Below are 11,700 nucleotides of genomic sequence, written 5' to 3'. Positions count from 1 at the left end.
ATTCAATCATTCAATCATTCAATCATTCAATCATTCAATCATTCAATCATTCAATCATTCAATCATTCAATCATTCAATCATTCAAGCATTCAATCAATCATTCATTCATTCATTCAAGCAATCAAGCAATCAAGCAACGCTACCATACTTTTATCCCTTTTACAAAAATCCGCTTAAAAATCTTTTACTTTTTATCATTCTCTCTTTTATTCCCCCTTGCATTAACCCATGCCGCATTTTTCAACCATTTGATTCGATAAGCCCCATTTTTCAATCAGTGGGGCTTACAGAGTTAAATTCAATACAAGGAGAAGATAATGGCTCAGTTAGAAGATTTAAAAGCGCATGAAAAATACAATTTGTTGTTGTGCATGGTTTCAGGCGCGTATAAGGGAACTATTCCAGGAAATGAGGATTTTAAAGAATGGTGCGATGAATGCACTTTAAATTATTTCCGCTCACGACGAGACAAAGCGGCTCAGCACAAGCATTTTGAACTCATGCGTAAAGCGGATTACATCATTGGTATTGTGAATGAGGATTCAACGACTAGAGGGGCTGAAGTCCAACGGAGCGTTTTTGCCCTAAAGATTGACCATGACACTATCGGGACTGATGAAGAGGGGGCGTTAAAGGTTGAGGGCGTTTGCGCTCAAAAAGGGAGCCAGGAATACGAAGAATTGGTCAATAAAAACACTTGGCATTTCACGCACAGCACAAGACTTAGACAACCAAAATTGATTGAGCGAAAAAATGAAGGGTTATGGGTTTTTACCCATAAACCTATGAAAGGATTTTAATGGAATTGTTGACTTTAGACGGCGTGATTGAAAAAGGCGTGTTTGAAATCCCCAGCTATCAAAGGGGGTATGCATGGCAAATAAGGCAATTGAAGGATTTTTGGAACGATTTAGAGCATGTCTCTAAGCTGGGAGACAAATTCCATTACATGCACAGTTTAACCTTAAGAGGGCTTGAAAATGAGCTTGAAAGCAGCGCTTTTGAAATCATAGACGGCCAGCAACGATTGGCTACAAGCCTGATTTTACTGGGTCTTTTAGCCAAGATTACCCAAAACAAAGACCCAAAGTATTATTCAATCAACCTTGAACCCATTTTATCCTATAAGTATTATGGTTTGAGTGAAGCTTTTAGAGCGATCATTGAAGAAGAAAGAGATTTAGAAAGGTTTCAAACTTCTTTTTACGCTAAAAATTTGATTGACGCTCATGCATTCTTTAAAGAAAAAATCAGCGATACGCCTATGGAAACGCTTGAAAAAATGTTTGATGCCCTTATAAAGAAAATGCTTTTTAGTGTGGTGGAATTGAACGATAACCGAATCGATCCGTTCAGCTCTTTTGAAACGATCAACAATCGTGGCAAGGATCTATCCACTCTGGAATTGTTAAAAAACCGCTTGCATTTTGTGGCGCATAAGATTTGTAATGGACAAAAATTAGAAACGCTTCAACAAGAAATCAATAAAACCTACACGATCATTTATTACGATTTGAGGCAATTTAAAGATGATGATTTAGAGAGGTTTTTAAAGCATTTCGTGGCGTATTATTATGGCGAGAACAGCAACAAGTTTAAAGAAAGGTTATTGGAAATGGAGTTTAACGCTCATAAAAGATATACCCATAACACACCCTTTAGCGATGAATATGACAAAATAGACGAGTTGTTATTTTATCTTTCTTATTCTTCTAAAGTTTGGCATTTCTTGCACACGCCTGATGAAAAGGCTATCACCCTTATTTTTGATGACAATAGAAAGCTTGAGATGGAAATCACGCCTAAAATGCGTAGCTTGTTAGACAAGATGTGGCGCTTAAACGCTTTGAGCGATAACGCTTTTCTGCCCTTATTGCTCTCTCTTTTGACCATACAGCTTGAAGGGAAACACGCTAACAAACAACCTTACACCACCAAAGAATTAGAGGGCTTGTTAGAATATTTAGAGCGTTTCGGGTTTTTAGTCTATGGGGTTGCTGGCAAGAAGAATACGGCTAAAAATGAGTGGATTGAATCAGCTTTTATAGCGTTCCAAGCGTATAGATATGGGGAAGAAAATATCGCCATTGAGAATCTTCCAACGCTAGAAAAGTATTTTTTCAAGAGAGAGCATAGTGGTTTGGAATTGCTTGAAGAGAGTATCCATTCCAAAAAGAATACTGAGAAGTGGTATCAGTGGAGCAAGGCACTGAATTACTTGCTTTATGAATACGAGCTATACCACAACCCTGAAACGACTTTGAAATTTGATGGCAGTATAGAAAGCATTGAGCATATCCTGCCCCAAAATCCCGATCAAGGCTATAGCGCTAAAGAAAAAAGTTGGGCTAAAAACCCCCATATCGTGCATGCTTTAGGGAACTTGCTCTTAATCCCTAAAAACGCTAACAGCTCTTTAAGCAACAAGCCTTTTGAGGAAAAAAGAAAGGCATACCTGAAAGGCTCTTATAGTGAAAAAGAAGTGGCTAAAAACGCTTCTTTTGGGCTTATAGAAATTCAAGAAAGGAGCGAAAAATTATTAGACTTTTTGATCGCGCGTTATCGTATCGTTGAATTAGTGGGCGAAAACGCCATTAAAGCTTTTAAAAACGCTCTTTTGAAAGAGATCAAATGAAGCGATCACTCAAAAATAAGGGGGGCGTTTGAAAAGCGCTTCACACCCCAACAAGGAGGAACAAGCCATGCCAAAAAGATAAAAACATTAAAAAACATTGAACGACCGATTATAGCGGATTTTAAAATAAATTTTACCAAGGAGTATTTTATGGGTTTTCAAAATGAAAATAAATTAAAAGTAGGCGCGTTAGTTAAAGCCACGATCAATAACAAAGTGGTGGAGGCTAAAGTCATTAGCATTGGGTTCAATCGTGTAACCTTAAGGAGCGAAAAAGGCAACGAAGCCACTTACGCTTTCAATAGCGACAAGTTCTTAAAGTGGTTCAATAAAGTTCCATTGACCGAGCATATGAGACTTCACGCTAAAAACGATAAAGCGGACATTTTAGATGGCGTTAAAGTGGTAACTAGCGGACCAAGTGTTAAAGAAAGGACTTCAACTGCTAAAGAGCCTAAAGAAAAAGAGGACAGGTTTAAACTCTCTTTCGGTTTTGAGGAAAAAAGCGAGACTAGTTTCTCGGTGGTAGCTAAAGACTATTTCCTTACTGATAGAAAAAGTAGGATTGGTGCGTTATTAACCCCTATGTTTTATCAATGAAAAGGACATCAAGCGTCTGCTATCATTCTTACCGCTTTATCGTGTGCGGAGGGCTTGAATAAGCATAGCGACCTTGAGTGGGCTAAAATGCTAGAAAATCGTAATGTGGAAAATTGTTTTTACGACACTTTTGATTATATGGACAGAGTTGCGACTACTTTATTCTGTGGCGTGATTAAATCGTATGCGGAGGGTCGTGAGGAATTTGATGCGGAGTTTAATGATTTTTCGCCTAATGGTTTTTGGGCTACGACTTTACCTAAAAACAAAAACGAGGCGTTGTTTATCGCTCAACTCTTATGCGATGGCGGTATCAATAAGTATAATCTCTCATGTGCGGGACTTACCGAGAATTTGTTAAAAGACGTTTATGATTATATCGGTTTGGCTAATGCGGAGGAGGTTGATGAGTATATTGATAACCTAGATAAAGAGGATGCTGAAAATTTAGAAAACTAACCCCCCCATGTGGGGTGGCTCTCTTTTTTTAATCTTTTCTTGCTCTTTTCATTCTCCCTCTAACCTGTCCATTTAATTTGGAAGGGCTTTAATCTTAAAACCCTATCTTTGTGCGTTATTTCGCATTCAAAAGGCGTTTTTCTTTAAATTCCTGGTATTCTTTGATCGCATAATTCACAAAGGGTTTGATCGCAATCCCACCCCTAGAGGCAAAATCCCCATACACTTCCAAATACTTTGGCTCTAGCAATTGGACTAAATCTAATAAGATCGTATTGATGCAGCTCTCATGGAAACTCCCATGGTTTCTGTAACTGAATAAATAGAGTTTTAGAGACTTGCTTTCTACCATTTTATCTTTAGGGATGTAGCGGATAAAAATCACGCCAAAATCTGGCTGGGAAGTGATGGGGCAAAGGCTTGTAAATTCCTTGCATTCTAGCGTGATTAGGGGGTCTAAATTGGGGTTTGGGTTAGGGAAAGCTTCTAATAGCTGGCTGTTGTATTCAAAAATATAGGGCGTTTTAGCACCTAAGGATTTGAGGTTTAGTTCAGGGGTCATTAATCTTTCCTTGATTTAAGTTATAATAAGGCTATTTTAACCCATTTTTTAGGAAACTCATGAACCAACGCATAGAAATGATTACGGCTTTATTAGATGAAAAAAAGGCTTTTGATATCACGCATATTGATTTGTCTAAAACCCCCTATTTAGTAGAAGATGTCATTATCGCTACCACGCTAGCGAATAAGCATGCCCTTTCTTTACTAGACGCGCTTAAAAACACCCTTAAGCCTTTAGGCGAAGTCTTTTACCAGATAGATGAGTCTAATGAAGAGTGGATCATTTTGGATTTGGGGGATTTGATGATCCATCTTTTCACCGAAGAATGCCGTAAAAAATTTGACTTAGAAGGGTTTTTGAACGCTTATAAAAGGGAGATTCCTTATCAAAACGCCTAAGAAACTCATCGCGCTTCTAGGGCCTAGCGGGAGCGGGAAAAGCGCTCTTTCCATTGAATTAGCCCAAGAATTGGACGCTGAAATCTTTTCTTTGGATTCTTTGAGTATTTATAAAGACATTAACATCGCTTCGGCTAAACCGAGCCTGAAAGAACGAAAAAATATCAAGCATTACGCCCTAGATCACCTTAACATTGATGAAAAAAATAACGCCCAGCTCTTTAAAACCCTTTTAGAGGACGCCATGAGAATGTCTTCTAAAGAAATTTTACTCATTGTAGGAGGGAGCAGTTTTTACCTCAAATCCATTTTAGAAGGCTTGAGCGATACGCCAAAACTGAGCAATGAAGAGGTTGTAAAAATAGAGCGAGAAATCAGTGCCCTAGCTAACCCTTACATGTTTTTAAAATCCATTGACCCTAACATGGCTTTTAAAATCCATCCAAACGACACCTACCGCATCCGCAAGGCTTTAGAAATCTTTTATGCCACCCACACGCCCCCAAGCGAGTATTTTAAGGCTAACCCTAAAAAACCCTTTGAGCATGCCATCTCGTTATTCGCTCTGTCTATTGAAAAAAACGCGCTTGCAAACAACATCAAACAGCGCACCAAGAACATGCTCCATTCAGGGCTTATAGAAGAAATCAAAGCCCTTTATGCCAAATACCCTAAAAATTCGCAGCCTTTTAAAGCCATAGGCGTTAAAGAGAGCGTTCTTTTTTTAGAAAAACAACTCACTTTAAAGGAGCTAGAAGAAACGATCATCTCTAACACCATCAAATTAGCCAAGCGCCAAAACACTTTCAATAAAACCCAATTCAATAACCTTTATATGGGTAGCGCTAAAGAAGTTAGGCATGCGATTTTAAACCACTCAAAAAGCGCTATTAAAGGATAATCTAATGGATACGCAAACTCCGCAAAGTCAAATTATCCCTATTTTTATGAGTTTTGATAAGAATTACGCGCTAGGGGCAGGAGTGAGCCTCTATTCTTTACTCTCCCATGCGAGCAGACACACAAGCATGGTAGATTTTAGCCCCTTAAATCAAAACAACAAACTTTTAGGCACTAACATCGTGTATAAAATCCATTGTTTGATTAAAGGGGTTACTTTAGAGCAGCAAAACAAGCTTTTAAAAACCCTTGAGCCTTTTAAAAAATTCGCTTCATTAGAGTTTATCCATATCAATTCGCTAGATCATTCCATAGAAAGCTATCTCAATGAGTCTTGCTCCAAGCGTTATGGTGGGCTTCTTGTTTTGTGCCGGCTTTTGCTCGCTTCGCTCTTCCCTAATTATTCTAAAATCATTTCCATAGATGTGGATACGGTGTTTTTAGGCGATGTTGCAAGCGCTTATTTTGCACTGGATAACGACCCCACTAAATTGCTTGGCATGGTGAGAGACACTTTTTCCCACCTTTCTTTTGAAGCTTTTTGTCATTTTATTGAGCACACTTGTAAGAATTTTAAGATTGATTTTTCACGCTTTAGCCAAAACGAATTAAAACGCATCCATCAGGGCTTTAACATGGGCTTTTTGGTAGCGAATTTAGATTTGTGGCGCGAAAATGGGTTTGAAAAGATCGCTTTAGAGTTTTTGAAAACTAGGGGGAAAGATCTTTTCTACCCTGAGCAGTGTTTAATCAATATGGTGTTTTTAGAGCGCGTTTTAGAATTGCCTATTTATTATAATTGCTATTCTGATTCTTTCAAAGAACACTACCCTAAAAACATCGTCATGCTCCATTTCATCAAACACAAGCCGTGGCGTTCTGTGAGTTCTTTGAATGGGCGTTTGATTTGCTATGAAGCTGAAGCGAGTTTTTGGCTCGCTAACCTTTTTTGCACCCCTTTTAAAAACGATTTTTTTAAAGAACGCCTTGAAATGGCTAAAGACCAACAAATGCAATCTTTTAAAACCCACATCCGATCAAAAACGATTAGGGATTATTTTTATTTTAGGATAAAAAATATTTTGAAAAAAGTTTTCAAACTCTCTTAAAGGACATTCATGGAAAAATTATTGAAGTTTTTAAAATTCTTTGCCAGTAGCGTAACTCTAGATGAAAAATTTTTAATATTCTTTCTTTGTAACGCTCTTTCTAACGCTTACAAAAATAGCGATCTATTTTCTTTCTATAGAGGCTTTTTAGGCGCTTTTTTAATCGGGTTTGTGGTGTATTATGGTTGCGCACTAATCCCTAAAAAACGCTTGCGATATTCATTAGAATGGTTGTTTATAGGAAGCGGTATTATTTTTAGCGTGGCTGAAATTTTTACGCTCTTTATGTTTAAAATGCCTTTTTCCAAAGGCTTGATTGACACGCTTTTAGCCACAAACAGCTCTGAAACGATGGCGTTTATAAAAAGCTATAAAAACTATTTGCTTTACTACGCTTTGATTTTGATCGCTTTGTTAATCACCATTAAAATCATTCGCTTTAGAGCGCTTGTGCCTGGTGTGATAGCGGGCGTTTTAGGGCTTTCTATCCTTACAATAGGGAGCGTTCGTAACGTTAAACACCTTACAAAGAACGATGCGATTTTAAAAAGATCACTCTTTTCTCTTTCTTTAACTAGGGGGTTTTATTCCGCCTATTTGAGCTTGTTTGATCGCCAACAAGCCATAAAATTTTATAGCTTTTTAAATAACCTTTATTTACCAAGCGATTATCTTTCTAGCACGGGCGATGTTAAAAATGTTGTCTTAGTCATCGGCGAAAGCGCGAGCAGAAATTTCATGCAACTCTATGGCTATAGCATTCCTAATAACCCCCTATTGAGCCAACTTGCCAACGAGAGAGAGAGAGAAAGAGTAACAACCTGTTCGTGTTTTCTGACACGATAAGCAAAGAAGGTAGCACTTCTGATGTCTTTGAAAGCCTGCTCAATTATAGCGATGCTGAAACGAATAAGCCTTGGTATCATTACCGCAACATGATAGACATTTTCAAGCGATCCCATTATGAAACTTTTTGGTTAGAAAAACAAATCGTCGATGAATGGGGGATCACACAAAATCTAGTCTCTAATCGTTCTAAAAACCGCTACTATATTTTGGGAAACTATGGCGCATACGATGAAGAGCTGGTGAAATTTTATTCTAAAAATATCCCATCCCAATTAAAAAACAAGAATTTTATCGTGCTCCATTTGATTAGATCTCATTCTTGGTATGCCGATCGTTTCCCTAAAAGCTTTGCCAAATTCAAACCAAGCGATTTGTCTTTTTCTAATTTGCATGTGAGCAATGATAGAGACAAACAAATCGTTGCCGATTATGTCAATTCGCTTTATTATAACGACTTTGTTTTGAATGGGATTTTTAACCTCTTTAAAGATAAAGACGCTATTGTGTTTTATTTGAGCGACCATGCACAAGATATTTTTGAAAGCGGCTCCACTTATGGGCATAGCTGTTCTAAAGCGGGATTAGAAATCCCTTTTATGATTTATGTGAGCGGTATTTTTAAAGAAAAACACCCCAAGAAAGTCAAATTGATTAAAAACGCTTTAAACAAACCTTTCATGAGCGATGATTTAATCCATTCTCTTTTGCCTTTGGTGGGCATTCGCACTAAAGATGAAATAGAGAGTAAAAACCTTTTTAGCCCCCAATTTGACGCCCAAAGAAAAAGGATTACTTGTCGTTGGGGGTTTGGATCATGATAGGACTAAATAATAATAAGGCTCTGTTCTCATCAATAGGGATAAGCTTGATTCCACATAAAGCTTTTCAACCCTACCTTAAAATCTTCACTTCTTCTTCTAAATGAATGCCGTATTCTTGTAACACTCTAGTTTTAGCGAGTTCTATCAGATCTAGGGCTTCTTCAAATCCTGCACCCCCCAAATTCACCAAAAAATTCGCATGCTCTTTGGCAAAGCCCACCCTTTTTAGACAATAACCCCTTAAGCCCACGCCCTCTAAAAGCCTGCCCGCATGATCGTTAGGCGGGTTTTTGAAACAGCTCCCAAAATTAGGCAATTTGGGGTGGCTTTTTCGCATGCTTTGACACGCTTTTAAAACTTCTTGTCTAAAACCATGCGTTTTTTTAAACCTAGCCCTTAAAACAACGCCATTGAATTTGCTGCTGCGATAATCTAACCCCAAAGCTTCACTCCCTAGCCATTCGCCATTAATGCAAGCGCTTTCTAAAACGTTTTTGATTTCAAATTCTTTCATGCCGGCATTCATTTTAACTAATGCCCCTAAAGTGCCAGGCAATTGCCCTAAAAACTCCAAACCCCCTAAATCATTCGCTCTAAAATAATTAAAAATTTTAGACGAGTTGGCCGCTCCTCCTATTTCAACGCATTCGCCTTGATCGCAAATATAATCGTAGTTTAGGCCTAAAAGGGCGAGATTTTTCGCGCTAGGAGCGATTAAAAGGTTGTTCGCTAGGCCTATGATCTGGTGTTCTTGAGAAATTTCATTATCGTTCTCTAAAACGCTCACTTTTAAAGGCGTGCCGATTTTCACGCTGCTGTAACGAGAAAAATCAATGGTTTTTTCTAGCATTTGCTAGCCTATAATTTTAGGAATGAGCTTGATTAAGGTTTTGGTGTAGTCTAAAAGCATGTTAGTCATCCACGGCATGGTTAAAATCAGCACCCCAATCACGGCTAAAATCTTAGGCACAAAAGACAAAGTCATTTCATTGATTTGAGTGGTCGCTTGAAAAATACTGACTAATAGCCCCACCACTAAGCCCGCTAGTAATACCGGTAAAGAAATCATCAAAGTGATTTTATAAGTCTCAATGGCGAGTTTCATGAGCTGTGATTCCATGATATTCCTTTTATCTTAAGATTTCTTCTAATTGCTGAAAGCTTGTTTCAAAAGGCTGTAAAGCGTTTTCATCTTGCGCTAAAAATTGCTCCATTAAAGCCTTTTTCCTAATCGCTTCATCAAGCTCTTTATCGTTCCCCATTTGATAAGAGCCGATGCGAATGAGCATTTCATTTTCTTTCAATAACGCATACAAACGGCGGAATTTTCTCGCATAAAGGTTTTGAGACTCGCTGATGATGTCTTTAGCCACCCTTGATGCGGAGTTTAAAATATTGATAGGCGGGTAGATCCCATAATCGGTTAATTCCCTGCTTAAGACAATATGCCCATCTAAAATACTCCTAGCCTGATCGGCTATGGGATCGCTCAAATCATCGCCCTCTACTAGCACGCTAAAAAAAGCCGTAATGCTCCCCTTATTTTCTTCCTTACCCGCTCTCTCCATTAATTGAGGCAATAAAGAAAGCGCGGATGGGGGGTAGCCTTTGGAAGTGGGCGGTTCGCCTAAGGCTAAACCGATTTCTCTTTGAGCCATAGCGAAACGAGTCACTGAATCCATGATGAATAACACGTCTAGCCCTTGGTTTTTAAAATACTCCGCCACACTCATCGCGCAAAAAGCCCCGTATTTGCGCATTAAAGGGCTATCATCGCTCGTAGCGACCACCAACACGCAAGAGCTTAAATCCCCTTTCAAGTTTTTCTCTATAAATTCAGGGATTTCTCTGCCCCTTTCCCCAATCAAAGCGATCACTTTAATCGGCGCTAAGCAACCCCTAGTGATCATGCCCATTAGCGTGGATTTACCCACCCCAGAGCCGGCAAAAATGCCCAGTTTTTGCCCCTTACCGCAAGTCAAAAGCCCATCAATGCTCTTCACCCCCACGCTAAAAACCTCATCAATCAAGCCTCTCTTTAAAGGGGCTATAGGCGTTGTAATGACAGGCGCTAATCGTTCATAATCTAGCGTCCCCTTATTGTCAATGACTTGCCCCAAAGGGTTAAGCACCCTCCCTAAAAGATTACGGCCCACAGGGAAATTCAACCCCTCTTTTAAAAACAGCACCTTATCGCCAGCCCTAGCCCCCTCTATAAAATTAAAGGGCGTGAAACCAAATTGCTCTTTTTCTGCCACCACCACCATTCCCACGCATTCAGCGCCATCGCTTTTTTCAATCTTCACCACATCGCCCACAGACGGGTTAAAGCCATCCGCATAAACGATATTGGGCATGATTTTTTTCACGCTCCCGTAGCGAGGCGATAGATCAAAATGCTGATTCAAGCGGTTTTTTAAGGATTTTAGGGGCATTTAAGCTCTTTAGTCCATAAGACTTCAGCGATTTGGCGCTCATTGTTGATCCTATTCACATGCACGATCACATCAATCGCGCTCTTAAAATACGCTCGCATTAAATCCTTATCCAAAGAATGCGTATAACGCATGCTTAAATTCAACGAAAGGGCTTCTAAAGTGTTTTGAGCGCTATTAGCGTGAATGGTTGAGAGCATGCCCTTATGCCCGGTGTTTCCTAAACGCAAAAAAAGCGCTGCATTCCTAGTGTCAATCTCGCCCACAATGAGCCTGTCTGGGTTTAAGCGCATGGCCATATTGAGAGCGTCTTCATAATTAAAGCGCGTGTTTTCTTGCTTGCCCACTAAAAGCCCCACGCAGTTACTAAACGCTTTTAAATCCAATTCTTGGCTGTCTTCAACGCTCACCACCCTTTCATCTTTATTGACGCAATCTAAAAGAGCGTTCAATAAGCTTGTTTTACCGCTTGAAGTCTCCCCGCTAATGAGGATATTATGCCCTTTTAGCGCTAAATCTTTCAAACCCTTTGGATCGCTTGCTTTGAAAGTGAAATCGTCTAAACTTAAGGGCTTAAGCCTAGGCACACGGATATTGAGCGTGATTTGATTATTGGTAGTGATGCTGAAGTGATTCGCGCTCACCCTATAGCGCGTGAAAGGGATAGAGCAATTTAAAGTGGGGTGTTCTTCATCAAAAAACAACCCCCTAAAACTGGCCAATTGCTCGCAAAATCTCAGCAAAAACGCCTTATCAAAAAGCACATGCCCTCTTTTTTCTCGGGTGTTATTGATTTTATAAAGCCAAAGCTCCTGCTCGGTATTGATGATAAGCTCTGTGATCCCGCTTTCTAAAAAAGGGGTAAAATGGCCGATTAGGGCTTGTAAAACTCTATGGGTTTGTAAAGTTTCCAAAAGCCCTATCCTTT

At 39.2% G+C, this 11,700-nt stretch carries 12 protein-coding genes and 1 pseudogene; 8 read left to right on the top strand and 5 right to left on the bottom strand.

The annotated features are described in order from the left end of the window. Positions 1–318: 318 nt before the first annotated feature. The 3 genes and pseudogenes from J5F42_RS07810 (at position 319) to J5F42_RS07800 (ending at position 3,695) form a co-directional block, all read left to right on the top strand. Complete coding sequence (locus J5F42_RS07810; RefSeq protein ID WP_097699822.1) at positions 319–801, top strand: hypothetical protein; 483 nt, start codon at positions 319–321, stop codon at positions 799–801. Next, positions 801–2,636, top strand: coding sequence for a DUF262 domain-containing protein (locus J5F42_RS07805; protein ID WP_283491344.1), 1,836 nt, complete (start codon positions 801–803; stop codon positions 2,634–2,636). The genes J5F42_RS07810 and J5F42_RS07805 overlap by 1 nt, the downstream gene beginning before the upstream one ends. A gap of 150 nt (positions 2,637–2,786) precedes the next feature. Further along, a pseudogene (locus tag J5F42_RS07800) lies at positions 2,787–3,695 on the top strand (hypothetical protein). Positions 3,696–3,810: 115 nt separating this feature from the next. Here the strand turns inward: J5F42_RS07800 and queF are convergent. Continuing rightward, positions 3,811–4,257: a preQ(1) synthase gene (queF, locus tag J5F42_RS07795; RefSeq protein ID WP_000187116.1), complete on the bottom strand. Its 447-nt coding sequence runs from the start codon at positions 4,255–4,257 to the stop codon at positions 3,811–3,813. A 59-nt stretch (positions 4,258–4,316) separates the two neighbouring features. Between queF and rsfS the strand changes: the two genes are divergently transcribed. The 5 genes from rsfS to J5F42_RS07770 are packed head-to-tail and all read left to right on the top strand — an operon-like array spanning position 4,317 to position 8,334. Further along, on the top strand, positions 4,317–4,658 hold the full coding sequence (rsfS, locus tag J5F42_RS07790; RefSeq protein WP_001076133.1) for a ribosome silencing factor: 342 nt from the start codon (positions 4,317–4,319) through the stop codon (positions 4,656–4,658). A gap of 7 nt (positions 4,659–4,665) precedes the next feature. Continuing rightward, a complete protein-coding gene (miaA, locus tag J5F42_RS07785) occupies positions 4,666–5,559 on the top strand; it encodes a tRNA (adenosine(37)-N6)-dimethylallyltransferase MiaA (protein ID WP_097699824.1) in 894 nt (297 codons plus the stop codon). Between the two features lie 4 nt (positions 5,560–5,563). Then, positions 5,564–6,667, top strand: coding sequence for a glycosyltransferase family 8 protein (locus J5F42_RS07780; RefSeq protein WP_283491343.1), 1,104 nt, complete (start codon positions 5,564–5,566; stop codon positions 6,665–6,667). Between the two features lie 9 nt (positions 6,668–6,676). Next, positions 6,677–7,513 carry a sulfatase-like hydrolase/transferase gene (locus tag J5F42_RS07775; RefSeq protein WP_283491342.1) on the top strand — a complete coding sequence of 279 codons (837 nt, stop codon included), beginning with the start codon at positions 6,677–6,679 and terminating at the stop codon, positions 7,511–7,513. Further along, positions 7,495–8,334, top strand: a complete 840-nt coding sequence (locus J5F42_RS07770; protein WP_283491341.1) for a phosphoethanolamine transferase — start codon at positions 7,495–7,497, stop codon at positions 8,332–8,334. The genes J5F42_RS07775 and J5F42_RS07770 overlap by 19 nt, the downstream gene beginning before the upstream one ends. A 73-nt stretch (positions 8,335–8,407) precedes the next feature. On the opposite strand, the gene J5F42_RS07765 is transcribed toward J5F42_RS07770, so the two are convergent. Genes J5F42_RS07765 through J5F42_RS07750 form a run of 4 tightly spaced genes read right to left on the bottom strand, consistent with a single transcriptional unit; the run spans position 8,408 to position 11,686 of the window. Next, positions 8,408–9,187: a UDP-N-acetylmuramate dehydrogenase gene (locus J5F42_RS07765; protein ID WP_283491340.1), complete on the bottom strand. Its 780-nt coding sequence runs from the start codon at positions 9,185–9,187 to the stop codon at positions 8,408–8,410. A gap of 3 nt (positions 9,188–9,190) precedes the next feature. Then, a complete protein-coding gene (gene fliQ / locus J5F42_RS07760; protein WP_000445741.1) occupies positions 9,191–9,457 on the bottom strand; it encodes a flagellar biosynthesis protein FliQ in 267 nt (88 codons plus the stop codon). A 10-nt stretch (positions 9,458–9,467) separates the two neighbouring features. Then, complete coding sequence (fliI, locus tag J5F42_RS07755; protein ID WP_097699306.1) at positions 9,468–10,772, bottom strand: flagellar protein export ATPase FliI; 1,305 nt, start codon at positions 10,770–10,772, stop codon at positions 9,468–9,470. Beyond that, entirely contained in the window at positions 10,763–11,686 is a 924-nt protein-coding gene (locus J5F42_RS07750; protein WP_097699305.1) for a CpaF/VirB11 family protein, read from the bottom strand. The genes fliI and J5F42_RS07750 overlap by 10 nt, the downstream gene beginning before the upstream one ends. Positions 11,687–11,700 lie beyond the last annotated feature (14 nt).

The organism is Helicobacter pylori (assembly GCF_030062585.1).
GTDB lineage: Bacteria > Campylobacterota > Campylobacteria > Campylobacterales > Helicobacteraceae > Helicobacter > Helicobacter pylori_CN.
The sequence above is the reverse complement of the archived record's forward strand: the minus strand, read 5'-3'. Positions and strand labels throughout refer to the sequence as shown.

What these genes read in the sequence shown, in the direction of transcription:
- queF (WP_000187116.1), bottom strand. Translation starts at nt 4,257, where the DNA reads ATGACCCCTGAACTAAACCTCAAATCCTTAGGTGCTAAAACGCCCTAT.
- J5F42_RS07810 (WP_097699822.1), top strand. Translation starts at nt 319, where the DNA reads ATGGCTCAGTTAGAAGATTTAAAAGCGCATGAAAAATACAATTTGTTG.
- fliQ (WP_000445741.1), bottom strand. Translation starts at nt 9,457, where the DNA reads ATGGAATCACAGCTCATGAAACTCGCCATTGAGACTTATAAAATCACT.
- fliI (WP_097699306.1), bottom strand. Translation starts at nt 10,772, where the DNA reads ATGCCCCTAAAATCCTTAAAAAACCGCTTGAATCAGCATTTTGATCTA.
- J5F42_RS07780 (WP_283491343.1), top strand. Translation starts at nt 5,564, where the DNA reads ATGGATACGCAAACTCCGCAAAGTCAAATTATCCCTATTTTTATGAGT.
- rsfS (WP_001076133.1), top strand. Translation starts at nt 4,317, where the DNA reads ATGAACCAACGCATAGAAATGATTACGGCTTTATTAGATGAAAAAAAG.
- J5F42_RS07805 (WP_283491344.1), top strand. Translation starts at nt 801, where the DNA reads ATGGAATTGTTGACTTTAGACGGCGTGATTGAAAAAGGCGTGTTTGAA.
- J5F42_RS07765 (WP_283491340.1), bottom strand. Translation starts at nt 9,187, where the DNA reads ATGCTAGAAAAAACCATTGATTTTTCTCGTTACAGCAGCGTGAAAATC.
- J5F42_RS07775 (WP_283491342.1), top strand. Translation starts at nt 6,677, where the DNA reads ATGGAAAAATTATTGAAGTTTTTAAAATTCTTTGCCAGTAGCGTAACT.